The 23,591-nt window shown below is 65.6% G+C and carries 21 protein-coding genes, 1 tRNA gene and 1 pseudogene; 6 read left to right on the forward strand and 17 right to left on the reverse strand.

The genetic code is table 11. The features are described 5' to 3' along the window. Positions 1-54 precede the first annotated feature (54 nt). The 12 genes from AL3_RS05500 to AL3_RS05555 form a co-directional block, all read right to left on the reverse strand. Positions 55-2,052: a helix-turn-helix transcriptional regulator gene (locus AL3_RS05500; protein ID WP_066297782.1), complete on the reverse strand. Its 1,998-nt coding sequence runs from the start codon at positions 2,050-2,052 to the stop codon at positions 55-57. Positions 2,053-2,150: 98 nt separating this feature from the next. Next, positions 2,151-2,546, reverse strand: coding sequence for an FKBP-type peptidyl-prolyl cis-trans isomerase (locus AL3_RS05505; RefSeq protein ID WP_066297784.1), 396 nt, complete (start codon positions 2,544-2,546; stop codon positions 2,151-2,153). 49 nt (positions 2,547-2,595) lie between these two features. Next, positions 2,596-3,477: an FKBP-type peptidyl-prolyl cis-trans isomerase gene (locus tag AL3_RS05510; protein WP_083521476.1), complete on the reverse strand. Its 882-nt coding sequence runs from the start codon at positions 3,475-3,477 to the stop codon at positions 2,596-2,598. Between the two features lie 136 nt (positions 3,478-3,613). Next, the gene (pafA, locus tag AL3_RS05515) at positions 3,614-4,975 is read right to left on the reverse strand and encodes a Pup--protein ligase (RefSeq protein WP_066297792.1); all 1,362 of its coding nucleotides are present in this window, start codon (positions 4,973-4,975) and stop codon (positions 3,614-3,616) included. Beyond that, positions 4,975-5,736 carry a proteasome subunit alpha gene (gene prcA / locus AL3_RS05520; protein ID WP_066297795.1) on the reverse strand — a complete coding sequence of 254 codons (762 nt, stop codon included), beginning with the start codon at positions 5,734-5,736 and terminating at the stop codon, positions 4,975-4,977. The genes pafA and prcA overlap by 1 nt, the downstream gene beginning before the upstream one ends. Positions 5,737-5,739: 3 nt before the next feature. Further along, positions 5,740-6,564, reverse strand: coding sequence for a proteasome subunit beta (gene prcB / locus AL3_RS05525; RefSeq protein ID WP_066297799.1), 825 nt, complete (start codon positions 6,562-6,564; stop codon positions 5,740-5,742). Between the two features lie 3 nt (positions 6,565-6,567). Then, positions 6,568-6,777 carry a ubiquitin-like protein Pup gene (locus tag AL3_RS18320; RefSeq protein ID WP_066297801.1) on the reverse strand — a complete coding sequence of 70 codons (210 nt, stop codon included), beginning with the start codon at positions 6,775-6,777 and terminating at the stop codon, positions 6,568-6,570. A gap of 39 nt (positions 6,778-6,816) precedes the next feature. Next, positions 6,817-8,409 carry a depupylase/deamidase Dop gene (dop, locus tag AL3_RS05535; RefSeq protein ID WP_151723991.1) on the reverse strand — a complete coding sequence of 531 codons (1,593 nt, stop codon included), beginning with the start codon at positions 8,407-8,409 and terminating at the stop codon, positions 6,817-6,819. Positions 8,410-8,423: 14 nt separating this feature from the next. After that, positions 8,424-10,187 (reverse strand): proteasome ATPase, encoded by a 1,764-nt coding sequence (arc, locus tag AL3_RS05540; protein ID WP_083521477.1) that lies wholly within the window; start codon positions 10,185-10,187, stop codon positions 8,424-8,426. 113 nt (positions 10,188-10,300) lie between these two features. Continuing rightward, entirely contained in the window at positions 10,301-11,350 is a 1,050-nt protein-coding gene (locus AL3_RS05545; protein ID WP_066297805.1) for a tRNA (adenine-N1)-methyltransferase, read from the reverse strand. 72 nt (positions 11,351-11,422) lie between these two features. Further along, positions 11,423-12,592 (reverse strand): site-2 protease family protein, encoded by a 1,170-nt coding sequence (locus tag AL3_RS05550; RefSeq protein WP_066297808.1) that lies wholly within the window; start codon positions 12,590-12,592, stop codon positions 11,423-11,425. Continuing rightward, on the reverse strand, positions 12,589-13,341 hold the full coding sequence (locus AL3_RS05555; RefSeq protein ID WP_066297811.1) for an HAD family hydrolase: 753 nt from the start codon (positions 13,339-13,341) through the stop codon (positions 12,589-12,591). Before AL3_RS05555 ends, AL3_RS05550 begins: the two co-directional genes overlap by 4 nt. A 102-nt stretch (positions 13,342-13,443) precedes the next feature. On the opposite strand from AL3_RS05555, the gene AL3_RS05560 reads away from it, so the two are divergent. Continuing rightward, positions 13,444-14,325, forward strand: a complete 882-nt coding sequence (locus AL3_RS05560; protein ID WP_066297817.1) for a PAC2 family protein — start codon at positions 13,444-13,446, stop codon at positions 14,323-14,325. Positions 14,326-14,387: 62 nt separating this feature from the next. Here AL3_RS05560 and mshC read toward each other — a convergent pair whose 3' ends face one another. The 3 genes and pseudogenes from mshC to AL3_RS05575 form a co-directional block, all read right to left on the reverse strand. Continuing rightward, positions 14,388-15,680, reverse strand: coding sequence for a cysteine--1-D-myo-inosityl 2-amino-2-deoxy-alpha-D-glucopyranoside ligase (gene mshC / locus AL3_RS05565; RefSeq protein WP_066297819.1), 1,293 nt, complete (start codon positions 15,678-15,680; stop codon positions 14,388-14,390). Between the two features lie 60 nt (positions 15,681-15,740). Then, complete coding sequence (locus tag AL3_RS05570; RefSeq protein ID WP_066297822.1) at positions 15,741-16,565, reverse strand: undecaprenyl-diphosphate phosphatase; 825 nt, start codon at positions 16,563-16,565, stop codon at positions 15,741-15,743. Between the two features lie 171 nt (positions 16,566-16,736). Next, a pseudogene (locus AL3_RS05575) lies at positions 16,737-16,979 on the reverse strand (hypothetical protein); the annotation flags it as partial. A 41-nt stretch (positions 16,980-17,020) separates the two neighbouring features. Between AL3_RS05575 and AL3_RS05580 the strand changes: the two are divergent. Continuing rightward, entirely contained in the window at positions 17,021-17,254 is a 234-nt protein-coding gene (locus AL3_RS05580) for a DUF5703 family protein (protein ID WP_066298452.1), read from the forward strand. Here the strand turns inward: AL3_RS05580 and AL3_RS05585 are convergent. Together AL3_RS05585 and AL3_RS05590 are read right to left on the reverse strand one after the other, a co-directional pair. Next, positions 17,251-18,441 carry an acyl-CoA dehydrogenase family protein gene (locus AL3_RS05585; RefSeq protein ID WP_066297829.1) on the reverse strand — a complete coding sequence of 397 codons (1,191 nt, stop codon included), beginning with the start codon at positions 18,439-18,441 and terminating at the stop codon, positions 17,251-17,253. The genes AL3_RS05580 and AL3_RS05585 overlap by 4 nt on opposite strands. A gap of 73 nt (positions 18,442-18,514) precedes the next feature. After that, positions 18,515-19,816 (reverse strand): M20/M25/M40 family metallo-hydrolase, encoded by a 1,302-nt coding sequence (locus AL3_RS05590; protein ID WP_066297832.1) that lies wholly within the window; start codon positions 19,814-19,816, stop codon positions 18,515-18,517. A 194-nt stretch (positions 19,817-20,010) separates the two neighbouring features. Here AL3_RS05590 and AL3_RS05595 point away from each other — a divergent pair. From AL3_RS05595 to AL3_RS05610, 4 genes are all read left to right on the forward strand, one after another. Continuing rightward, positions 20,011-20,094: transfer RNA gene (locus AL3_RS05595), tRNA-Leu, on the forward strand. A 171-nt stretch (positions 20,095-20,265) separates the two neighbouring features. Continuing rightward, a complete protein-coding gene (locus AL3_RS05600) occupies positions 20,266-21,591 on the forward strand; it encodes a hemolysin family protein (RefSeq protein ID WP_066297839.1) in 1,326 nt (441 codons plus the stop codon). A 73-nt stretch (positions 21,592-21,664) separates the two neighbouring features. Continuing rightward, positions 21,665-23,134, forward strand: coding sequence for an APC family permease (locus tag AL3_RS05605; RefSeq protein ID WP_066297845.1), 1,470 nt, complete (start codon positions 21,665-21,667; stop codon positions 23,132-23,134). Continuing rightward, complete coding sequence (locus tag AL3_RS05610) at positions 23,127-23,537, forward strand: universal stress protein (RefSeq protein WP_066297847.1); 411 nt, start codon at positions 23,127-23,129, stop codon at positions 23,535-23,537. Before AL3_RS05605 ends, AL3_RS05610 begins: the two co-directional genes overlap by 8 nt. Positions 23,538-23,591: the final 54 nt, after the last annotated feature.

Consider the following 23,591-nt stretch of genomic DNA (forward strand, 5'->3'; position numbering starts at 1 on the left):
AAGCAAGGCTGCGTTGCCGGTACTGCTTGCCGCTGTCGAGGTTTCACCGGCTGTTCATTCGTAGTTTCCGAGGGCCGCCGTGAGCCAGGCCGTGGTCCGGGCGCGCAGTTCGGGCGGCTCTGTCACTGCTCCTGCACCGCCCAGGCGGGCGATGAAACCGGGAATCCAGCCGGTTGACGGAGTCCGCAGGACCACCGCCTGTCCCCCGTCGGGCAGGGCGCTGCGCAGTTCAGCGTGGTACGCCTCGGCTACCCATGCGGCTTCGGCACTAAGGCGGATTGTGACGGATTCGTCGCTGTCTCCGGGAGTGAAGAGGCTGGCCGGGAAGTGTGGAGAGGGCTCGGGTACGTCCGCGGTGATCGGGCCGGCGTCTTCCCAGCTCACAATCCGGTCCACCCTGAAGAACCGGGTTGCCTCAGCCCGGTGGCACCAGGCATCCAGGTACCAGGTGTCGTTTTCGGAGAAGATGCGGCGCGGGTCAATGACCCGTTCAGAGACTTCGTCCCGGCTGGGAACCACGTAGCGGATCGCGAGCCGTCTGCGGCCCACGCTGCCGCGCAGCTCTTCGAGGATGGCAGGGGCCGAGCCGGCGGGAACGAGAGTGGCCGCGAGGGTGTTGCCGGCAGCGCCGGCGGTTCCAGCCGCCTCGCTCAGTTTCGCGTGGGCACTGGAAATGGCATCCGGCGGCGCGATGCCCGGCAAGGCGGCCAGCGTGTCGAGTCCCACGATCAGGGCTGCCGCTTCGTCCATGGCCAGCCGCACCGGCTGGGACAGGTTATCGGCGTTGTCAATGAAGATTTCACCGGTTTCGAAGTTTACGTCCATCAGGCCATTGGGATAGTAGCGCGGGCCGCTGACGAACAGCAGGTTCAGGTCAGCTGCCAGCTGATCGCGGCTGATGCCGAATTTCCGGGCCGTTTCATCCATGTCTGCGCCCTGGTTGGCCAGGATGTACGGGACCAGGTCCAGCAGCCGGCTCAGGTGTTCCTGCGCCCCGGAGGCTTTGGCTGGCCGCGTCCGCGCTGCAGCCGGTGTCCGGTGCTCGGGGACGGGTTCTTCCTGTGCTGCCAGGGCACGTGAGAGCGCGTTGCGGACGGCGCTGCGCAGCTCGGGGGGATGGATCGCCTCGGCCGCGGGGCCTAGCGCAGCGGTATCCGCAGCCAGGGTGTCAAGGTCGGTGACCGAGAAGCACAGGCGGTCCCGTCCAGCTACCGGGGCCGGAAGGCCGGCGGGCAGAGAACCGGAACCGGCTGCGCGAAGCCGCAGTTCAGCGCCCGCACCTGAGCTGACGTCGACGACGGCGGTTTGCGGGTCGAAGACAGTGTCCAATGACGCCAGGGAAGCGTGAATGTCGAAGCCCGCCGGGACGGTGAATGCTGCCTTACCGGTCTTGACCGGGGTGGTCATCCGGGAAAGCCGGAAAAACCGCTCTGCCTGGCGGTCCAGGTCCCAGCCCACTACATACCACCGCCCGTAGCGTGAGCCCATTCCCCAGGGCTGAAGGCGCCGGGTGCTTTCCGCTCCCCCGGACGCACGGTAGCCGAAGCTGATGGGCAGGCCGTCGGAGGCTGCCCGGAACACGGCCGTGAAGTTGGGATCCGTGGTCCGGATTCCGGGCTGCACGGGACTGGCTGCGGCGTCCTCGGCCAGAACACCGCGGGCGCGCAGTTTGCGCAGCGCCCGCGCGGCAGCGGAACCAAGGGCGGCCTGTTCCCACATTTGTGCCGCGAGGGCCAGCACCGCGGACTCAGCGGCGGTGAACGCAACCTCCGGCAGGCGGTACTCCTCGCTGCGGATACGGTAGCGCTGTGCGGAGTTGTCCTGTTCGTAAAGCAGATCGTCGCTGTAGGACTCCACCGGGATGCCCTGCTCACGCAGGAAGGCCTTGTCCCGGTCGAAGAGCTTTTCCCGGGCTTCCGGGGTAGCTGCCTCGGAATAGAGCTCGATTTCCTCGAAGAGCTCATGCTTGGTGAAGCCCCGCCGGCTGGAGAGCAGGGCTATGACTAGGTTCAGCAGGCGTTCGGTTCGCTTCTCGGCGGGTTGCGGGCTCACACGGCTAATCTACCGCCCGTCCGCGGGCAAATGCGCAAAGGGCGGACAGCCAGCGGGTTGCGCTGGCCGTCCGCCCTTTGCAGCGGCGGAAGAAACTCCTACCGGACGCCGAGCAGGTCAACCACGAAAATCAGCGACTCGCCCGGGGCAATCGCAGATCCTGCGCCGCGGTCACCGTAGGCGAGGTGGGCGGGGATCTCGAGCCGGCGGCGGCCGCCGACCTTCATGCCGAGCAGGCCCTTGTCCCAGCCCTCGATGACCTGGCCGATTCCCACCTTGAAGTCCAGCGGCGCGCCGCGGTTCCAGGAAGCATCGAACTCTTCGCCAGTCGAGAACGCCACACCGACGTAGTGGGTGGAGACCATGTCCCCGGCCTTCGCCTCGGCGCCGTCACCGACGGTGATGTCTTCGATGACCAGATCGGTCGGGGCGTCGTGCTCCGGGAAATCGATTTCCGGCTTCTGACGGTCGTATTCGCGCTTTCCGAATGACATGTTGCTCCTTCGTTGTGGGACTGCCTGCAATCTTATCCGGATGAGCCGGTTACTTGGCTTCCAGGATGTCGACCACGAACACCAGGGTCTCGTTCTGGAGTTCGTTGCCCTCAGCTGCGCCGTAGGCAGTGGCAGGCGGCGCAACAATCAGCACCTGGGATCCGACCTTCTTGCCGGCCAGTCCGTCGGTCCAGGCCGAAATAACCTGGTCCAGGCCGAAGGAGGTGGCGCTTCCGCGCTCCCAGCTGGAGTCAAAGACGCTGCCGTCGGAGTACTTCACGCCGTGGTACTGCACCGTGACTGTGTCATCGGCTTCCACTACGGCGCCGTCGCCGGTTTTGAGTTCCTGGGCCACCAGTTCCGTGGGTGCTTCACCTTCGGGAATGGTGATGGTCGGCTTGCCGTCCTCAGCGAGGGTAACCGTCGGCAGGCCGTCGACCGGTGCGACGTCGGCGCCCCAGGCACGGGTGGGGACGTCGCGGGCGTCGGAGAGGGTGAAGACGATGAACTGCGCGGCGGTGCCGGCAGTCTCATTGGCAGGCACGTAGTACGCGAAGTCTGAGCCGATGGGCGCACCGACCAGTGCGCTGTACATCTGCTCATTACCCTGCTTCAGGGTGTCGTCCACGGCAATGTCTTCGGCTGTTTCAGCGGTGTAGGTCTCCTGGCCGGCTTCTCCGCTCTCCGGATCGAGCACCACGAGGCGGACGGAGGCGGTCTGTCCTGCGGTGAGTTCCTCCCCGTCGCCGTCGTTGACCCGCACCAGGGTGGGCTCGTCAACGCTCAGGGGCGTGTCGAACTCGACGGTCGGCACCGTGTTGTCACCGTTGGAACTGACCTTCACGGAGGACAGGGGCTCGGAACTGCTGCTGCCGGAGCAGGCGGTGAGCAGCAAAAGGGCGGGCAGGAGCAGAGCTAGTACTTTTCGCACCGTACTTCTTTCAGTGGTGGGCAATGACACGGCCGCCGGGAACTGCACGGCCGGAAGCCCGGCCAGCCCCAGGGCAGCAAGACCCACCCTAACGCGTGGACCTGAAAGGAGCCTAGATCAGCTGCCCTCCGCAGCCCTACAACGTGGAGAGCAGGGCTTCGACCCGCTCATCGACGGCAGCGAATGGGTCTTTGCACAGCACGGTCTGCTGGGCCCGGTCATTGAGTTTGAGATGGACCCAGTCCACGGTGAAATCCCGGTTCGCGGCTTTGGCCCGCCGGACAAAGTCCCCGCGCAGCTTGGCCCGGGTGCTCTGCGGCGGCACATCCACGGCTTCCTTGATCTCCCGGTCATCGACCACCCGTGCCGTTTCACCCCGGGACTGCAGGAGATAGAACAGTCCCCGCCGCCGCGAGATGTCATGGTAGGTGAGGTCGATCTGGGCGAGACGGGGAGAGGCCATGTCCAGGCCGGCCCGTTCCGCATAACGGTCCACGAGCTTCTTTTTGATGGCCCAGTCGATCTCCGTATCGATCCCGGAGGTGTCGCCCGATTCCACGGCTTCCAGGGTCCGCTGCCACAGGTCGAGGACCCGCGGAACATGCCGGTTGTGGGCGCCGTTCGTGTTCACGAACTCCTGTGCCCGCTCCAGATAAATGTGCTGGAGCTCAAGGGCAGTCATGGTGGAGCCGTTGGCCAGCTTCAGGGGGGCGGAGCCGGTGAGGTCGTGGGAGATTTCCCGGATGCTGCGGATCGGATTCTCCAGCCGGAGGTCGCGCATGATCACCCCGGCTTCGATCATCCGCAGCATCAGATCCACGGAACCAACCTTGAGCATGGAGGTGGTCTCGGACATGTTGGAGTCTCCGGCGATGACATGGAGCCGCCGGTAATGTTCAGCGTCCGCGTGCGGCTCGTCACGGGTATTAATGATGGGCCGGGACCGGGTGGTGGCTGAGGAGACGCCTTCCCAGATATGGTCGGCCCGCTGTGAGAAGGCAAACAGGGCACCGGACTGGGTGCGCAGGACCTTGCCCGCACCGACGAGCAGCTGCCGGGTGACCAGGAAGGGAATCAGAATGTCTGCCAGCCGGGAAAACTCCAGCCGCCTCGGGATCAGATAATTTTCGTGGCTGCCGTAGGAGTTCCCTGCCGAGTCGGTGTTGTTCTTGAACAGGTAGACGCTGCCGTTGAAGCCCTCAGCCTTGAGCCGCTCTTCCGCCTCCTCCACCAGGTCTTCCAGGATGAGTTCTCCGGCCCGGTCATGGGCAATGAGCTGGGCCAGGTCGTCACATTCCGCAGTGGCGTACTCCGGATGGGAGCCCACGTCCAGATACAGGCGTGAGCCGTTGGTGAGGAAAACGTTGGAGGACCTTCCCCAGCTCACAACCTTGCGGAAGAGATACCGGGCCACTTCCTCCGGGGAAAGGGGGCGCGAATCGGGTCCCGAGTAGGCGATCCCGAACTCTGTTTCGATCCCGTAGATCCTGCGGTCCATCAGTCTCCCTCCGCGCTGGCCAGGAAACGGTCCAGCTCCACCGTGCCGATCCGGCGGAAAGCCCGGACGCTTCCCCGGGCAGACTGCGGATCGCGGTCCAGTACGGCCACTTCCAGCAGACTGGCCCCGAGGAGCTCAGCGCTCTGGCCGGTGCCGGCGGATTCACCGTTGGTGGTTGTTTCCGGGGCCTGCCGCGTCGAGGAGAGTGCCCTGACCGCCACCAGGATGGCCTCGCTGAACGATGTATCCGGCGACCACGAACGGGCAAGCGAATCGTTGACGATGTCAGCCTGGCCGCCCATCACCACATAGTTGCTTTCATCGGCGATGGACCCGTCGAAGGTCAGCCGGTACAGGTGGTCGCTGTACGGGTCGGCGCCCACTTCGGCGACGGCCAGCTCCACCTCGAAGGGTTTCCCCTCCGTGGTGAATACCGAGCCCAGGCTCTGCGCGTAAACGCTGGCCAGTCCCCTGGCTGAGACGTCCTCCCGGGCGTAGGAATACCCGCGGACGTCGGCATACCGGACACCGGCCTGCCGGAGGCTTTCGAACTCGTTGTACTTGCCCACCGCGGCAAACCCGATGCGGTCGTAGATCTCGCCAAGTTTGTACAGTGAGGGCGACGGGTTCTCTGCCACCAGGGCGATACCGTCGCGGCAGGTCAGGACCACCACGGAGCGGCCCCGTGCGATTCCTTTCCGGGCAAAGTCAGCCCGGTCCTTCATAAGCTGTTCGGGTGATACGTAGAACTGCTGGGTCATGTCCTACGCCTCCAGTCCGGCGGCACTGCGGCGGCTTACGAGCTCCTGGGCGAGCTGGTGCAGCTCACGTTCGGGGATTTCCCGCATTCCGGCGGAGTTAACCACGTAGACCACCGGCCACAGCTGGCGGACCAGGTCCGGACCGCCCGTGGCGGAGTCGTCGTCGGCGGCGTCGTAAAGGGACTCGACGGCAACCTGCACGGCTTCATCCTCGTCCAGCCCGGGACGCCACAGCTTCTTCAGCGCCCCGCGTGCGAAGACGGAGCCGGAGCCGACGCTGTGGTGTTCGTACTCTTCGTACCGGCCGCCGGTGACGTCGAAAGAAAACAGCCTGCCCACGTGCTTCTCGGTGTCGTAGCCGGCAAACAGCGGGATGACGGCGAGGCCCTGGAGGGCCAGCGGAAGGTTCTGCCGCACCATGGCGGCCAGCCGGTTGGACTTGCCGTCCAGGCTCATTGCCGTGCCTTCGATTTTCTCGTAGTGCTCAAGCTCAACCTGGAAGAGCCGGATCATGTCCAGGGCCAGTCCGGCTGTCCCGGCGATGCCGAGCACCGAGTAGCTGTCGGCCGGGAAAACCTTGCGGATATGGCGGCTGGCGATGATGTTGCCCATGGTCGCCCGCCGGTCACCGGCCACAAGGACGCCCCCGGCATAGGTGAGGGAGACGATGGTGGTCGCCTGCGGTGCGGCCGCGCCCGCCGATCCTGCCGGTGCCGATCCGAGGCTGCGGGCCGAGGGCAGCAGCTCCGGATAATGACGGCCAAGGTGCTCGGTGAAGGACGAGCCCGCTGCCGCGGCGACGGCCTGGGCAGGATCTGAGTGCGTCATCCGCTACTGACCGCCCTTCTGGATGAAACCCCTCACGAACTCTTCGGCGTTGTTTTCCAGCACACCGTCAATCTCGTCCAGGAGGTCGTCCACGCCTTCGGTCTGCGCCGTGGACTGCTCCGTGGGTTCTGCGGCAGGCGGCGGAGTAACCTCGTCGGTTTCTTCGACTTCCTGCGGACGTGATCCTGTGTTCCTGCGATCCTGGGTTGCCATGCTGCTGCCCTTTCTTGCTGAGCGGATGTGCCCTACGTCCTATGGTGCCACGGTAGGTTCCGGACCGGTCAGCAGCCGGGTCACAAAATCCTCCGCATCTGCAGAAACGTCAAAAAGTTCCCCGGTGAGCTCTTTCGTTCCGCGCAGCGGTTCGCGGGTGGGGACCCGCTGCAGGCGGCGCCTGGAGGGCAGTTCGAAGATGATTGAATCCCAGCTCGCACCGATCACCTCGTCCGGGAACCGGGTGACGCACCGGCCCCGGAAGTAGGCGCGGGTGTCTTCCGGGGGGTGGGTTACCGCCGCGGCGATTTCCTCATCCGTCAGGATCCGTTCCATCTGGCCGCGGGCCGCCAGCCGGTAGTACAGCCCTTTCTCCGGGCGCATATCCGAGTACTGCAGGTCGATCAGGTTCAGGCGGGCATCATCCCAGGCCAGTCCGTCGCGGTCGCGGTAGGCCTGCAGCAGTTTCAGCTTGGCTACCCAGTCCACCTGCGCAGCGGCGGCCATCGGGTCCCGTTTCAGGGTTCCCACCACCGAGGTCCAGCGGTTCAGCAGATCCTCGGTGGCCTCATCCGCTCCCCCGCGGCCCCGGGCGTGCCCGGCGGCGGCTTCCAGGTAGATTTCCTGCAGGTCGAGTCCGGTGACCATCCTGCCGTCCTTCAGCTCCACCAGCTGGGACAGCGTGGGATCGTGGCTGATGGCCTGAAGCGCCCCGACGGGATCGCGCAGCTCCAGCACCGGGGCGGTTCCGTCCTCGATCATCGAAAGGACGGCCGACGCCGTGCCCAGCTTCAGGAGCGCCGAAACCTCGCTCAGGTTGGCGTCGCCGATGATCACGTGCAGGCGGCGGTACTTCTCCGCGACGGCGTGCGGTTCGTCGCGGGTGTTGATGATGGGCCGGCGGATGGTGGTTTCCAGGCCCACCTCGGTTTCGAAAAAGTCCGCGCGCTGGCTCAGCTGGTAGCCCTGCCGCTGGTTGCTGGTTCCGATGCCCACCCGCCCGGAGCCGCAGATCACCTGGCGGGAGACAAAAAACGGCAGCAGTCCGGCGACCAGGCGGGTAAACGGCACGCTGCGCGGCACCAGGTAGTTTTCATGCGCGCCGTAGGAGACACCCTTGTTATCGGTGTTGTTCTTGTAGAGGTGGACCGGAGCGAAGCCCGGGGTCGAGGCAATGTGGCGCATCGCTGCCAGTACGACGGCGTCGCCCGCCTTGTCCCACAGCACCGCGTCCCGCGGATTGGTGACTTCGGGTGAGGAATACTCGGGATGCGCATGGTCGACATAGAGGCGCGCCCCGTTGCCCAGGACCATGTTCATCAGCACCGCATTGTCCTCGGTGTCGCCGTACAGGGCCGACGGTCCCCCGCCCTCCATGGCAATCTGTTCCGCGTCCATGACCGGAGGCGAATCGGTGAGCTGCGAGGGGTCTGCGGCGGTCCGCGGAACCGTATAGCCGCGGGCATCGTTCAGGGGCGCCTCGTCCGTGTAATCCCAGCGGGTTCCGGTGAGGTTTCCCATTCCGGAGCGCACCGTCGCAGCGTAGGCGTTGACGATCTGGCTGGAGAGGACGGTGGCGTTGGCGCTCGGCAGAGCGGGTGCGAGTACGCCGTACTCCGTCTCCGTCCCCATCACCCTGCGGACCGTCACAGATACTGTCCCGGATTGGCTGTCGTTTCGATGGTCCGGCCGGGTTCCTGGCCCGCCTTGCCCTGGATGATTGTCCGGATGTAGGTGATGCGTTCGCCCTTTTTGCCGGAGATGCGTGCCCAGTCATCAGGATTGGTGGTGTTGGGCATATCCTCGTGCTCGCGGAACTCGTCCACGACGGCGCGCATCAGGTGCTCGATGCGCAGCCCGCGCTGGCGCAGCGTCAGGAAATCCTTGATGGCGTACTTCTTCGCCCGGTCCACGACGTTCTGGATCACGGCTCCGGAGTTGAAGTCCTTGAAGTAGAGCATTTCCGTGTCCCCGTTGGCATAGGTCACTTCCAGGTACTCGTTGGACTTGTCCTCCGCGTACATCTTCTCCACCGTCCGGCGGATCATCTCGCGGACCGTGGCCACCGGATCGTAGCCGTGCTCGGCCAGGTCATCCCGGTGCAGCGGAAGGTCAGGCGTGAGGTACTTGGCGAAAATCTCCCCCGCCCCTTCGGAATCGGGGCGCATGATCTTGATCTTCACATCCAGCCGGCCGGGGCGCAGGATCGCCGGATCGATCATGTCCTCACGGTTCGAGGCGCCGATCACGATCACGTTTTCCAGTTTTTCCACGCCGTCGATCTCGCTGAGCAGCTGCGGCACAATCGTGGTCTCGACGTCGGAGGAAACCCCGGTTCCGCGGGTGCGGAACAGCGAGTCCATCTCGTCGAAGAACACCACCACGGGGCTGCCGTCGGACGCCTTCTCACGGGCGCGGGCGAAGATGAGCCGGATATGGCGCTCGGTTTCGCCAACATACTTGTCCAGCAGCTCGGGTCCCTTGATGTTGAGGAAGTAGCTGCGGGTTCCCAGCGTGCCGGTCTGTTCCATCACCCGGGCTGCCAGCGAATGTGCGACGGCCTTGGCGATCAGGGTCTTTCCGCAGCCGGGAGGGCCGTAGAGCAGAATCCCCTTGGGTGCCTTCAGGCCGTGCTCACGGTAAAGGTCCGGATGCATAAAGGGCAGTTCGACGGCGTCCCGGATGGCCTCGATCTGCGGACCCAGGCCGCCGATATCGGAGTAGGAAATATCCGGGACTTCCTCCAGGACCAGATTCTCGACTTCGCTGCGCGGGATTTTCTCCAGGGCGTAGCCGATGCGGGTGTCCACGGTCAGGGCGTCGCCGACCCGGATTTTCTCCTCGATCAGCGGCCCGTTGAGCCGGACCACGCGCTCGTCGTCGGCCCGGCCCACCACCAGGGCGCGGTCCCCTTCCAGGAGTTCCTGCACGGTAAAGAGTTCGCCGGCCTTCTCGAAACCAAGCCCGGCCACCACCGTCAGCGATTCATTCAGCAGGACTTCCTGGCCCGGGACAATCTGGCCAAGGTCCAGGAGCGGGCTCACCGCAACCCGGAGCTTGCGCCCGGACTGGATGATGTCCACGCTTTCCTGGACCGTGGCTGTGGTGCTGACGCCGGGTTCGGGTTCCTGCCGTCCGTTGACGGCGATGACCGTGCCGAAGCTGAAGGGCGTGGCGCCCTCCTTCTCCAGCGCGTCCTTCAACCGGATGATCTCCGCCTTGGCGGTTTCCAGCATTGCCACCAGCCGCGCATTGTTGTGCGTCAGTGCTGCCAGCTGACGGTCCACGTTGCGCAGCTTATCCCGCAGGATGTTGAGCTGCCGGGATTCCGCACCGGCTGCAGTTCCGTAAGGGGCATCGGTACGCGTACCTTCAACCCCGGCCCCGCTGGTGTTTTCCGCTTCAACCATTGTCCGACCGCCTTCATCGCTCCAGGGTCCCCTGGTTTGACGATAACGCAGTGGCGCACGCAATGCACCGTGCCCGGAGTCTTGTGTTTTCCAGCTTTCCGGCTATGGCGGGGCTACTCGGCGCCGTTGTCCTCCTGGAACCGTTCAGCCTTTGCCAGGGCACCGCGCTGGACGGTCGAACTGGCGTCCTTCGCGGCCCGGCGGAGCTTCTTATCGGAGACCTGACGTTCGCCGACGGCTGCCGGAGTCCAGGCGTTCAAATCCTCCTGGCTGAAGTCCGTTTTGGAGGCGCGCCGCTTGGCGACCAGGCCGGTGGCGCCCTCAGCGAGCCGGCGTGCTGAAAGCAGGAACCCGGTGTGGGCGACCATCCGGTGGTCCGGACGCACTGCCAGACCTTCCAAGTGCCAGCCGCGGACCATGGATTCCCAGCCCTCGGGCTCGGTGAACCGGCCGTCGGCGCGGATGGCTTCAGCTGTCCGCGAAAGCTGGGTGACCGTGGCGACGTAGGAGATCCAGACGCCGCCCGGGGCCAGGACCTCGGCCACCGCGTCGGTGCATTCCCACGGAGCCAGCATGTCCAGGACCACTCGGTCCACGCTGCCGGGTTCCTGGTTTTTGACGACCTGGTCCTGGAAGTCGCCCAGGGTGATTTCCCAGGCGGGGTGCGGGCCGCCGAAGAAGGTCTCCACATTGCCGCGGGCGATGTCAGCGAATTCCTCGCGGCGCTCGTAGGAGTGCAGCGAGCCGTTGTCTCCCACGGCGCGGAGCAGCGAGATGCTCAGCGCGCCGGATCCGACCCCGGCCTCGACGACCCGGGCGCCCGGGAAGATGTCTGCCATGGTGACGATCTGGCCGGCGTCTTTCGGGTAGACCACGGCTGCCCCGCGGGGCATGGAGAGCACGAAGTCCGAGAGCAGCGGCCGGAGGACCTGGTACTGGTGCCCCGTGGTGTTCGTGACAATCGTGCCTTCGGGAACGCCGATGATGCTCTCGTGCGGGAGGTAGCCGCGGTGGGTGTGGAAAGCCCCGCCCTCGGTGAGGGTGATGGTGTTCCGGCGCCCCTTTTCATCGGTGAGCTGGACGCGTTCCCCGGGCCGCAGGGGTCCACGGCGCATTTCCGCGCCGTGGGCAGCGGGAGAAGAGGGTGTACCCGGGTTGTTCATATGTGGCTGTCCTTCGGTTTCGGGCGGTGCGGTTGAATGCGGGGCCAGGCCTGCTGTCCCGCTGGTGGGTGGTTAGCTGCTGGTTTTCGGCCGGCGGCCGGTGACAGCGGCGACGACGGCGGACTGGCGGAGCAGGCCGACCACCGTGCCTTCGCGGTTGATGACGGCATACTCGCTGCCGGTCAGCTGCGATAGGTACTGGATGAGTTCCTGACCGGTGGCGGCATCCGGAACGTAGGCTCCGGCAGCCAGCGCGCGGGCCACGGCGTTCACCGGGGTCTGGAGCGCCAGGTGGGCGGGCACAGAGGACATGGCGCCGGGGTCGACGACGGCTTCCGGCCGCCCGGTGGGGCCGGTCACCACAAGCACTGTGCCCGGAGGGCAGTCAGCTGCGAGCCGCCGGGCTTCGGACACCGGCGTCCCCGTGGGCAGCTGCCGGGCCGGTTCCATCAGGCTGCCGGCGGAAACCTCCGGCAGCCGAAGCCGCAGGCGGGCATTGCTGATCGAGGCTGAGGCACCCATCCACAGGAAGCCTGAGACCAGGGCCGTGATTATCACCAGGCTCAGGCCGGGCGTTTCACCTTGCAGATAGGGGGGAATAAAGACGGCGGCCACCAGGGCGGCGGCAATAATCCGCCCGGCCCAGCCGGCGGCGATCGTGCCCTTCTCCTGGACGCCGGTCGCCTTCCAGACCGCAGACTCCACGATGCGTCCCCCGTCCAGCGGAAGGCCGGGGAGGACGTTGAAGATGGCGACCAGAACGTTGGCCCAGACAAATATGTCCGTCAGCAGCCAGCCCACGGTTCCGGGTTCGAAGAACGGCAGAACCAGGCGTCCGGCGAGGGCGAGGAGGAAGTTCGCCGCGGGTCCGGCCAGGGCGACGACCAGGGACCTGCCGGGGGTGGCGTTCACGTCGCCGAACTGGGTGTGTCCGCCCCACAGTGTCAGGACGATCCTGGGTGTGGGCCATTTCCAGGCCTGGGCAGTCAGGGCATGGGCCAGCTCGTGGGCCAGGACGGAGAGCAGCAGGAGCAGCGCATAGCCCAGGGCGACGGCGTACGCCCCGGGGCTGCCCAGTTCCGGGAGCGCCCGGGCGACCTGGGGTCCGAAAAGCAGGACGATCGCCGCGGCAATCACAAACCAGGACCAGGCCAGGGTGACCGGGACTCCCCCGATCTTTCCCAGCGGAATGCCTTCGCTGCGTCCTCCGCCGGCCGTCCCGCCGTCCGGGCCCTGCGTCACTTTTGGGCTCCGGACTCTTGGGCTGCGGACCTTTGGGCTGCGGCGCTGGGCGCCGTCAGGGCCTGCAGGTCACTGACGCTGCGTCCGGCCAGCGTGGTCCATTCGATCCGGTCCGGATCCGGCGGCAGGGGAATGAAATGGGGTACGGCCAGGGCAGTCAGGCCGGCAGCACGGGCGGAGGTATAGCCCGGGTAGGAGTCCTCGATGGCGATGCACCGGGACTTCACCAGGCCGGGAACACTCAGCGCCAGTTCGTCGAAGGCGAGCTGGTACGGCTCGGGATGCGGTTTGCCGCGTTCCACCATGTCGCCGGTGACCAGGAACCGGAACGTGCCCTCCGGAAGGTGGGCGGCGATGGCCCGGGCCAGGACCGCGGTGGACATGGTGACCATCGCACAGGGAATCCCGGAATCTGCAAGTTCCTCAAGCAGCTCACGGGCACCGGGCCGCCAGGGAACATCGGTGCGGACCTGCCGCGCCACCCGGTCCGTCAGGGTGGAAATAATGGCCTCGGCACTGAGGTCAACGCCGGCCTGCTGGAGCCGGTGCGCTGAGAAGGTGAGCGCCTGCCCCACGAGTTCCTCGGCCTCTTCATCAGTCCAGGTGCCGCCATGGGCGGCAACAAGGTCCTTCTCCGCCTGGATCCAATAGGGTTCCGTGTCGACGATCGTTCCGTCCATATCCCAGAAAACGGCCTGCAGCGGGCCGCCGGGGCCGCCGGACGGGAGGAAACTTCCAGGGAGGGACATACCGCAAGTCTACGTGGCTCCGGGTGGGGTTCCTTGTCCCGGCCGGGTGACTCGGACAGGGGCGGGACTGACACTGCGGTGCGGGGAGCATATGGTGAATCTGTGAGTTATACCGACAAGACCCCAGCCGCCGGCCTGCAGGATTTCTTTGGTGGCGGCTCCGGAGAGCGGGTCACCGTGATGCTGGCCGCCTTTGAAGGCTGGAACGACGCCGGAGAAGCGGCCAGTGACGCCCTGAGTTTCCTCTCCCAGTACTGGGACAGCGAGAAGATCGCTGGAATCGATGCCGACGAGTACTACGATTTCCAGTTCACCCGCCCTGCAATCGAGCGGAACGCAGCAGGAAAGCGCAGGATCAAGTGGCCTACCACCCGGATTTCCCGGGCAGAGGTCCCGGGGACCAACCTGGACCTGATCCTGGTTTCCGGGGTTGAACCGTCCTACAAATGGCGTGCCTACACGGCGGAAGTTATTGGCCTGGCCAAGGAACTCGAGGTGGACTGCATCGTGCTCACCGGCGCGCTGCTGGCCGATGTTCCGCATACCCGTCCCATTCCGGTGACTGCCACCTGTGAGGAGGAGGACCTGAGGGAACACCTCGGCGTCGAGTCCTCGCAGTATGAGGGTCCCATCGGGATTGTGGGCGTCCTGGCCGAAGTGGCCAGCCTGGCCGACATTCCCACCCTCTCCCTCTGGGCAGCGGTGCCGCACTATGTGGGGCAGCCGCCCTCGCCCAAGGCGCAGCTGGCCCTGCTCCACCGTCTGGAAGAGCTGCTGCAGACCCCCATCGACACCGCGGTCCTCACCGAGGAAGCCGAGGCCTGGGAACGCGGTGTGGATGAACTTGCCACCGAGGACCCGGAGATCGCTGCCTATGTCCGGCAGCTCGAGGAAGCCAAGGACACTGCTGAGCTGCCCGAGGCGACCGGTGAGTCGATTGCGCGTGAGTTCGAGCGCTACCTCAAACGCCGGCGCCGGGACTAGCCCGGAACGGCACAGGGACCGCGGACAGAATCCGCGGTCCCTGTGCCTTCCGAAGGATGTGCCTAGCGCAGGCGGATTCCCAGGAGGGCGTCGAAGGCTGCTTCGGCCAGTTCCGCTCCGGCCAGGGACCCGGCTGCTGATTCCGCCGGCGCGTCGAGGAGCGCAGCGGCCCAGGCATCAGCGGCGGCCAGCGCGGCAGGTGCATTGAGGTCATCTGCCAGGGCCATACGGAAACTCTGCAGCAGCTCAGCGGCCGCCTGCTCCCCGGTCAGCGGCAGCGCCATGCGGTAGCGCCGGAGCCGGTCCTCGGCCCGGCCAAGGTCGTCAGCGGTCCAGAACCAGTCTGACCGGTAGTGGTGGCCGGCAAGGGTGATGCGGACGGCTGCCGGTTCCACCCCTTCCGTCCGCAGGCGGGAGACCAGGACCAGGTTGCCCAGGGACTTGCTCATCTTCTCGCCGTCGAGGCCCACCATGCCGGCGTGGGCGTAGTGCTTTGCCAGCGGCTCACCGGAGCAGGCGTACGCGTGTGCGGCGCTCATCTCATGGTGCGGGAAGGTCAGGTCCGATCCCCCGGCCTGGACCGTGAAGGGTGCCGGGAGGAAGCGGCGGGCAATGACCGAACACTCGATGTGCCAGCCCGGACGCCCGTCGCCCAGCTTCCCGCCGGGCCATACAGGTTCACCGGGGCGGGCGGCCCGCCACAGCAGCGCGTCGAGCGGATTCCGCTTTCCGGGCCGGGCGGGGTCACCGCCGCGTTCCGCGAACAGCGGCAGCATCTGCTCCGGCGTGAGGCCGGAAACCTGCCCGGGCCACCACGCGTCGGGGCCCTGCTTCTCAAGTTCCTGCGCGGCGTCGACCGAAAAGTAGACATCTCCGTCGGGTTCGGTCCCCGTCCCCGGCACACGGTATGCGATGCCCTTGTCCAGCAGTTCCTCGACCACGGGCACAATCCATTCAATGGACTCCACGGCACCGATGTAACTCTGCGGGGCAATGACGTTCAGCGCTTCCATGTCCTCACGGAAGAGCTGGGTCTGTTCCTTGGCGAGAACCGTCCAGTCGACCCCCGTCGCTTCAGCGCGTTCGAGGAGCGGGTCATCAATATCGGTGACGTTCTGCACGTAGTTGACTGTGTAGCCGGCGTCCCGCCACTGCCGGTTCAGCAGGTCGAACGCAACGTAGGTCGCTGCGTGTCCCATATGGGTCGCGTCGTACGGGGTGATCCCGCAGACGTACAGGCCGGCTTCACCCTCTGGCTGGACAGGCACAGCCCTTCGCAGCGACGAATCGAAGAGGACAAGGCCTGGAGACTTTCCGGGCAGGACGGGCAGGGGGCGGGTTTTCCAAGCGATCACAGAATCAACTCTACTGACTTCGACAGCGGTTTCCGTTTTGCGTCCGGGACCGGTTCACGGTCAGGCCTGCAGCACACCGAAGCCCAGGGCAAGGTAGATGGCCACGCCAAGGGCGATCCGGTACCAGACGAACAACTGGTAGCTGCGGGTCGAAACGTACCGGAGGAACCAGCCAATGATGATGAAGCCAACAACGAAGGCCACCACGGTGGCGAGTGCCGTCTCCGCCCCGCCGTAGGGACCGGTCTCTCCCCAGGACTTGGCCAGCTGGTACAGGCCGCTGCCGAAAACGGCGGGGATGGCCAGCAGGAAGGCGTACCGGGCCGCGGCTTCCCGGGTGTAGCCCATCAGCAGGCCCGCCGTGATGGTTCCACCCGAACGGGAGACGCCGGGAATGAGCGCCAGGGCCTGGGCGAAGCCGTAAAGGATGCCGTGCTTGTAGGTGAGCTTGTCCAGCGTGCGCTGCTGTTTGCCCACAATGTCCGCGATCGCGAGGAAAATGCCGAACACGATCAGCATGGTCGCAACGATCCAGAGGCTGCGGAAGGTGCTTTCGATCTGGTCCTGGAACAGCAGGCCCAGGACGACGATCGGGATGGTGCCGACGATGATCAGCCAGCCCATGCGTGCATCCGGATCGGAGCGCGGTACCCGGCCGGTCAGCGAGCCGAACCAGGCCTTGACGATCCGGACAATGTCCTTCCAGAAGTACACCGCAACAGCCGTCTCGGTACCGAGCTGGGTGATAGCTGTGAACGCAGCGCCGGGATCCTGAGCGCCGGGAAGGAGCTCACCGGCAATCCGCAGGTGCGCGCTGGACGAAATGGGCAGGAACTCGGTCAGGCCCTGGAGGAAACCGAGGAATATCGCTTCAAACCAATTCACCCTACGACTCTAGGGCACAGCGCAGCCCGGACCCGTCATGCGGTGCCCGTGCTACCGGTCCGTGCCGGACTGCCGCCGGTAATCGTCCTGGTCCGAGGAACCTGCAGGAATTTCCTCGGTCTCTTCATCCGCGCCGAACCGGGAAGGCTCATCAAACCCGGACCGGCGGAGCATTTCTTCATCGTCGTCGAGCAGGTCCTCGTCGCCGTCTTCGTCGTCGTAGATTTCCAGCGGCGTCACTTCGCCATACGCGTCGTAGAGGACTTCTTCATACACTTCAAACGCGTCGGCGATGGCCAGGTAAGCACCTTCGACGGCGGGATCCTTCTCTCCGCGGCGGGCAGCAGCGGCAGCCAGGTGCTCTTCGAAGGCAGCGACCAGGGACTGGAGCGCAACGCGCGGATCTATGCTCATGGACTAGACGTTATCGGTAAAGCAGGCAAAATGGGATGCAAATGCGAGAACAAATTCTTAGACCGGACCGGTCCCCTCAAGCCGGTCCCGCCAAGGGCTATGAGTACCTGGTCCTCTCCGTAGGCCCCGCCGAGTCCCTCCCTGAAGCCCGCCGGGCACTCACGGACCACGCTGAGTACGGCAAGTGGGAACTGGAACGGACCCGCATCTACCGCGGCGGCCACCACCGGTACTGGCTTCGGCGGAAGATCATGCGGGTCGAGCGGACTTTCTAGCCCGCGTCCTGTATATCCGTGCTGCCGGTTTCGCCTGCCTGCTCCTGGTCCACCGGGCCCAGCAGGGCATTTGCCATGGTGTTGTGGGCGGAATCCTCGCTTGAAGGATGGAACATACCGGCAAGGACGTCGCGGTACAGCCGCTCCAGTTCCTGGCCGCGGAAGTAGCTCCGGCCGCCGGCCACCTTCAGGGCGGTTTCAACGACCCCGCGGACGGTATCGGTGGTGCGCAGCTTGAGTCCTGACAGCCGCGCGAACCAGAACCCGCCGTGGTCCGCCCCGGATTCGAGGTCACGGGCCACGGCCTCCAGCTCCAGCGCGGCTCCGTCCATCCGGATGGCCGCGTCGGCGATCCGCCACCGGGTATGCGGATCCTGGGTTGCCGGCACCCCGTCCGGTTTCCGGAAGGCTGCGGCCTCGGCCGCAAGGGTGACCGCCCGGTCCCCGATCCCGGTGTAGACCGCGGAGAGCAGTGTTTCAAAAAGACTGAAGATGCCGAACACGAACAGATCAGCGTGCGGCCCCACCGGGGTGTGCCGGACGATCCGTTCCGAGGGCACAAGAGCGCCCTCCAGCACCGTGGTGCAGGACTGGGAAGCCCGCATCCCCATGGTGTCCCAGTCATCCAGCGTGGTGATCCCCCCGGTGTCCCGGTCGGCAAAACCAAATACGAGCCGCGGCTCGTCGGGATCAGTGCTGTCCTTGCCGAAAATGCCCAGCCGCGTCCACGCCGGGGACAGGCTGGTGAAGATCTTGCGTCCGGTGAAGGCGTAGCCGCCGCTGCGCGGTTCTGCCACCGTCTTGGAATCGAAAAGCACGGCGCTGTTTCCCGGTTCGGAGATGCCGAACGCAAAGACCTCACCGCGCGCCGCTTCCTCGAGGACGAAGGCAAGCGAGTCATCACCCCGCAGCGAGAGCAGATGCGCCACCCCGCACCAGACCAGGTGCATGTTGATGGCCAGTGCGGTGGCCGGCGCAGCGGAAGCCAGCAGCCGCTGGCAGGCGGCCACCTCCGGGATGCCGAGTCCGGCTCCGCCCTGTGCGGGTGTGGAAAACAATGCCAGGTAGCCGGCACGGCGGAGGTCCTCGAGGTCTTCGGCAAAGAACTCGTTGCGCCGGTCGTATTCCGGTGCCCGGCTGCGCAGCCGTTCGAGGAGTTCGGGGCTGAGGATATCTCCGGCAGACATGGTGCTCTTCCTTTTTCGGTTCGGTTTCTGGTGGTGCGGTTTGGTTCGGAGCTGGGTCGGGAAGGGTTCCCTTTTAGTATCCGTGGAGCAGGCGGGAGAGGACCCGGGTGCCGAACTTCAGTGAATCCACTGGGACCCGCTCGTCGACGCCGTGGAACATGCCGGTGAAATCCAGGTCCTCCGGCAGGCGGAGCGGGGCGAAACCGTAGCCGGTGATACCCAGCCGGCTCAGGGACTTGTTATCAGTTCCGCCGGACAGCGTATAGGGCAGGACCGGGGCCCCGGGGTCTTCGGCCTGCAGTGCACTGACCATGCTGTCCACCAGGTTCCCGGCAAACGGCACCTCCAGGGACACATCGCGGTGTTCGTAGCTGATGTCGATTCCGTCGCCGGCCAGGCCCCGGATCACCTCGAGCAGGTGTTCCTCCTGGCCGGGAAGGGTCCGGGCGTCGATGAACGCCTCGGCCGTGCCCGGGATGACGTTGTGCTTGTAGCCTGCGGAGAGCAGGGTCGGATTGGCGGTGTTCTGGAGAGTGGCTCCAACAAAACGCGCCACCGTCCCAAGTTCCGCAAGAAGTTTCTCCGGATTGTCCGGATCGAATTCCACTCCCGTGAGTTCCGTAACCCCGTCCAGGAAGGCCCGGGTGGTGTCAGTGAGCTCGATCGGCCACTGGTGCGCGCCGATACGCGAGACAGCACCGGCCAGCCGGGTCACCGCGTTGTCGGTATTGATCTGGGAGCCATGGCCGGCCCGGCCGTGGGCGCGCAGGCGAAGCCAGGAGATGCCCTTCTCCGCGGTCTGCAGGAGGTAGGTGCGGCGTCCGCCGATGGTGGCGGAGAATCCCCCCACTTCCGAGATCGCTTCGGTGGCACCTTCGAAGAGCTCGGGCCGGTTCTCAACCGCCCAGCCGGCGCCGTAGCTTCCACCGGCCTCCTCGTCCGCGAAGAAAGCGAAAATGATGTCGCGCTGCGGCCGGGTTCCGGTGCGCGCCATATCCCGCATCACGGAAAGGATCATGGCGTCCATGTCCTTCATGTCAACCGCGCCGCGGCCCCAGATCAGCCCGTCCTGTTCTTCCCCGCTGAAGGGATCCACGCTCCAGTCCTGCTTCTGCGCGGGAACGACGTCCAGGTGGCCGTGGACCACGAGGGCCGGCAGTGAGGGATCGGTGCCTTCCATGCGCGTCACCACGGAGGCGCGGCCCGGGGCGGATTCGAAGAGATCCGGTTCGAGGCCGGCTTCCGCGATGAGGCCGGCGGTGTATTCGGCCGCCAGGCGCTCCCCCGGCCCGCTGCCGTCTCCATAATTGGAGGTATCGATCCGGATGAGGTCCTGGCAGATGCGGGTGACTTCGTCTTCGGCGCGGATAGTCATGCAGGTCTCTCCTTGATCGCGGGTTTAGGGCCAGCCTAGCCACTTGCCGGCCCAGCGTCCCGGCGTTCTTAGCGCGGTGACATCTGCCGTGCGGCGTAAATGGGCCGATTCGTACTTCGTGCCAAAACCGTGTTAGAGTTTTTCCCGTTGCAAACGAAGAAACGGAATAAAAACCGATCTTCGGAAGACACCCTGCGCGGGTGGCGGAATGGCAGACGCGCTAGCTTGAGGTGCTAGTCCTCTTATTGAGGGTGGGGGTTCAAGTCCCCCTCCGCGCACAGTGGAGATACCCACAGCAAAGATCCTCCCGGATTCCTTATGGAAACCGGGAGGATTTTTTGTTTTGAGGTTTTCCGCGGCCGGTGTGTTCTTTATCTCAACGCCAGTCTCACCGGCGTGAGAAGTGCTGACCCTGTCACGGCCGCCGGGCCACCGGGTACGCTCGCATCATGGACGGCAGCGGGCTCCTGAACGTGATCCTGGTGCTCTTCTTTGTCCTGCTGGGCGGAGTGTTTGCCGGTGCGGAAATGGCGCTCGTGTCGCTGCGTGAGGGACAGATCCTGCGGATAGAGAGCTCCGGAAAGCGCGGTGCGAAAACGGCGCAGCTGGCCCGGAACCCGAACTTGTTCCTGTCCGCCATCCAGATCGGCGTCACCCTTTCCGGGTTTTTCTCCGCTGCCTACGGGGCATCTGCCCTGGCACCGGCTGCCGCGCCGGTCCTGGAAAGCTGGGGGCTGAGCCCCGCCGCGGCCCAGAGCACGGCATTCATTGCGATGACGCTGGTGGTCGCGTACCTGTCCCTGGTGTTCTCCGAGCTGGTGCCCAAACGGCTCGCCATGCAGAACGCCGAAGCCTTCACCCGCATCCTGTCTCCTCCCCTGGCCGGTTTCGCCACCCTGATGCGCCCGGTGATCCGCCTGCTGTCCGTCTCCACCAACACCGTGGTGCGGCTGCTGGGAGCAGACCCGAACCTCAAGAACATGCCCATTTCACAGCAGGAACTCCTGGAAATGGTGAAGTCCAGCCCGGTGCTTGCCGATGAAAGCCGGAGCATCCTGGCTGATGTTTTTGGTGCCGGTCAGCGCCTGCTGCAGGAGGTGATGCGGCCGCGTCCCCAGGTGGAATTCCTGCCGGCCTCACTCACCCTGGCCGAAGCCGGGCGCAGGGTGCACGTGCTGCCCTATTCCCGGTATCCGGTGACCGGGGAGTCCACCGACGACATCCTCGGTTTCGTCCATGTGCGGGACCTTCTCGGCCGGAGTCCGGAGTCTGCTGCAGACGTGCTGGTGGGCGGCATTGTCCGGCCTATCCTGTTCCTGCCCGGCACAGCCACGGTGCTGCCCACGCTTTCACGGATGCGGCGGGGAAAAAGCCATATCGCCGTCGTTGTGGACGAATACGGCGGCACCGACGGGATCGTGACGCTTGAGGACCTGGTGGAGGAGCTGGTCGGAGAGATTTACGACGAGTATGACACCGGCCGGGATCCGGAGGACAGGCACCTGCTGGTGGAGGGCGAGCTGATGGTCGACGGCGGCCTCATCCTCCAGGAGTTCGCCCGCCTCACCGGCATGGAGCTGCCCGAGGGCCAGTATGAGACGGTGGCCGGCTACATCCTTGACCGGCTGGGACGAATGGCGGTGCCCGGGGACACCGTATCCGCGCCCGGCGGCCGGCTGCGGGTGACCGACGTCGACCATCATCGGATCCGTGCCGTGCGCGTGATCCCGGGGCCGCCGGTTGCTGACCGGAGCACCGGCGGCGCGGAAATCTGAATCTGCCGGTCCGCCGGATGAATGCCCTCAGGTCCATTGCAGCCTGCTGGGCGCGGGGCGGAGAATACCGGGCATGAGTCTTCCCAGCCCCGGCGAGGAAACAGCGGCCGGCAGCGCGCCGCAGAGCAGCACCGGCCCTGCCCTGAAACGGGTCATGGGGAGCAAGCTGCTGCTGCTGTTCATCATCGGCGATGTGCTGGGAACAGGCGTCTACGCCCTCACCGGGCAGATCGCCGGCGAGATCGGCGGCGCCGCCTGGGCGCCAATCCTGATCGCGTTCATCGTTGCAACGGTCACGGCGCTGTCCTATCTGGAACTTGTGACGAAGTACCCGCAGGCCGCCGGCGCTGCCCTTTACACGCACAAGGCCTTCGGCATCCACTTTGTCACCTTCCTGGTGACGTTCGCCGTCCTGTGCTCGGGGATCACCTCAGCCTCCACAGCGTCGAAGTTCCTGGCAGAGAACTTCCTGGTCGGCTTCGACCTGGGCTGGGGGCAGTTCGGGGTCACCGTGGTGGCCGTGAGCTTTGTGCTGCTCCTGGCCGCGGTCAACCTGCGCGGTGTCGGCGAGAGCATCAAGTTCAATGTCTTCCTGACCGTGGTGGAGCTGACCGGACTGCTGATCGTCATCGGCATCGGTTTCTGGGCCATGGGGCAGGGCAACGTGGACTTCTCCCGGGTGATGGTCTTCGAAACCGAAGAGGGGAAATCTGTCTTCCTTGCCCTGACCGCGGCCACCTCCCTGGCGTTCTTCTCCATGGTCGGCTTCGAGGATTCGGTCAACATGGCGGAGGAAACCCGGGACCCGGCCCGCATCTTCCCGAAGGTTATGCTCACCGGACTCGGCATCACCGTCCTCATCTACGTCCTGGTGTCCGTCGCTGCCGTGGCCGTTGTGCCCGTCGGTCAGCTGTCTGAGAGCCAGACGCCCCTGCTCGAAGTCGTGCAGACGGGTGCCCCCGGATTCCCGATCGACGTTGTGTACCCGTTCCTGTCCATTTTTGCCGTCGCCAACACGGCGCTGATCAACATGCTGATGGCCAGCCGCCTGCTCTACGGCATGGCCCGCCAGGAGGTCCTGCCCCGGCCCCTGGCCCTGGTCCTGCCGGGGCGCCGCACCCCGTGGGCCGCGATCATCTTCACCACGGCCATCGCAGTGGGCCTGATCATTGTGGTCACCAATGTGATGGGCCCGCAGACTGTTTCTGCCCTCGGCGGGACCACCGCCCTGCTGCTCCTGTGCGTCTTCACGGTGGTCAACATCGCCTGCATCGTCCTGCGCCGGCATCCGCCGGATCCACAGCCCGGCGAGGAGGAAGGCCACCCGCGCAAGACCTTCCGCTCCCCCGGAATTACCCCCTGGTTCGGAGCCCTGAGCTGCGCCTTCCTCGTTGGCCCCTGGGCCCAGGACCCCATTGAATACCGGATTGCCGGGATCCTGCTCGCCGTCGGCGTGGTGCTGTGGTTTTTCACCTGGCTCTGGAACCGGGCGGTCAAGGCCAAGCGCACACGCTTCACAGATCCGGAGGAACTCCATGGCTAGCGTCATCGTCGGGTACGTGCCCGGGCCCGAAGGTGAGGCGGCGCTGACCCACGCGCGGGCGGAAGCCGCCGTTGAACGGGACCTGCTGGTGATCGTCAACGTCCGCACCACAGGCCGCGGGCTGGGGCACGGTCACGCCCACGGCGAGGATGCCGCTGACGACCTCGACGCGATCGCGGCGGAGCTGCAGGCAGACGGCCAGCCCTTCGAGATAGCCCACCCCGAGGGGGACTTTGACCCGGCGGATGAGATCCTCTCCGCGGCGGAGCGGTATTCCGGCAGACTGATCGTTGTAGGGATCCGGCACCGGACTCCGGTCGGCAAACTCATCCTCGGAAGCACCGCCCAGCGGGTGCTGCTCGAAGCTGGCTGCCCGGTTCTCAGTGTTAAGGCGGGGCAATAGGGTTGTAGGGCACTAAGGTTGTGGCGGGTCAGTGCACCAGCGGGGCAGCGGGGG

Source organism: Arthrobacter luteolus NBRC 107841, from assembly GCF_001552075.1.
GTDB classification, from domain to species: Bacteria; Actinomycetota; Actinomycetes; order Actinomycetales; family Micrococcaceae; genus Arthrobacter_B; species Arthrobacter_B luteolus.

Coding starts and splice junctions, on each gene's coding strand:
- AL3_RS05505 (WP_066297784.1), bottom strand. CDS start 2,546: ATGTCATTCGGAAAGCGCGAATACGACCGTCAGAAGCCGGAAATCGAT.
- pafA (WP_066297792.1), bottom strand. CDS start 4,975: ATGGACCGCAGGATCTACGGGATCGAAACAGAGTTCGGGATCGCCTAC.
- prcA (WP_066297795.1), bottom strand. CDS start 5,736: ATGACCCAGCAGTTCTACGTATCACCCGAACAGCTTATGAAGGACCGG.
- prcB (WP_066297799.1), bottom strand. CDS start 6,564: ATGACGCACTCAGATCCTGCCCAGGCCGTCGCCGCGGCAGCGGGCTCG.
- AL3_RS18320 (WP_066297801.1), bottom strand. CDS start 6,777: ATGGCAACCCAGGATCGCAGGAACACAGGATCACGTCCGCAGGAAGTC.
- dop (WP_151723991.1), bottom strand. CDS start 8,409: ATGGGGACGGAGACGGAGTACGGCGTACTCGCACCCGCTCTGCCGAGC.
- arc (WP_083521477.1), bottom strand. CDS start 10,187: ATGGTTGAAGCGGAAAACACCAGCGGGGCCGGGGTTGAAGGTACGCGT.
- AL3_RS05545 (WP_066297805.1), bottom strand. CDS start 11,350: ATGAACAACCCGGGTACACCCTCTTCTCCCGCTGCCCACGGCGCGGAA.
- AL3_RS05555 (WP_066297811.1), bottom strand. CDS start 13,341: ATGTCCCTCCCTGGAAGTTTCCTCCCGTCCGGCGGCCCCGGCGGCCCG.
- AL3_RS05580 (WP_066298452.1), top strand. CDS start 17,021: ATGCGAGAACAAATTCTTAGACCGGACCGGTCCCCTCAAGCCGGTCCC.
- AL3_RS05585 (WP_066297829.1), bottom strand. CDS start 18,441: ATGTCTGCCGGAGATATCCTCAGCCCCGAACTCCTCGAACGGCTGCGC.
- AL3_RS05590 (WP_066297832.1), bottom strand. CDS start 19,816: ATGACTATCCGCGCCGAAGACGAAGTCACCCGCATCTGCCAGGACCTC.
- AL3_RS05600 (WP_066297839.1), top strand. CDS start 20,266: ATGGACGGCAGCGGGCTCCTGAACGTGATCCTGGTGCTCTTCTTTGTC.
- AL3_RS05605 (WP_066297845.1), top strand. CDS start 21,665: ATGAGTCTTCCCAGCCCCGGCGAGGAAACAGCGGCCGGCAGCGCGCCG.
- AL3_RS05610 (WP_066297847.1), top strand. CDS start 23,127: ATGGCTAGCGTCATCGTCGGGTACGTGCCCGGGCCCGAAGGTGAGGCG.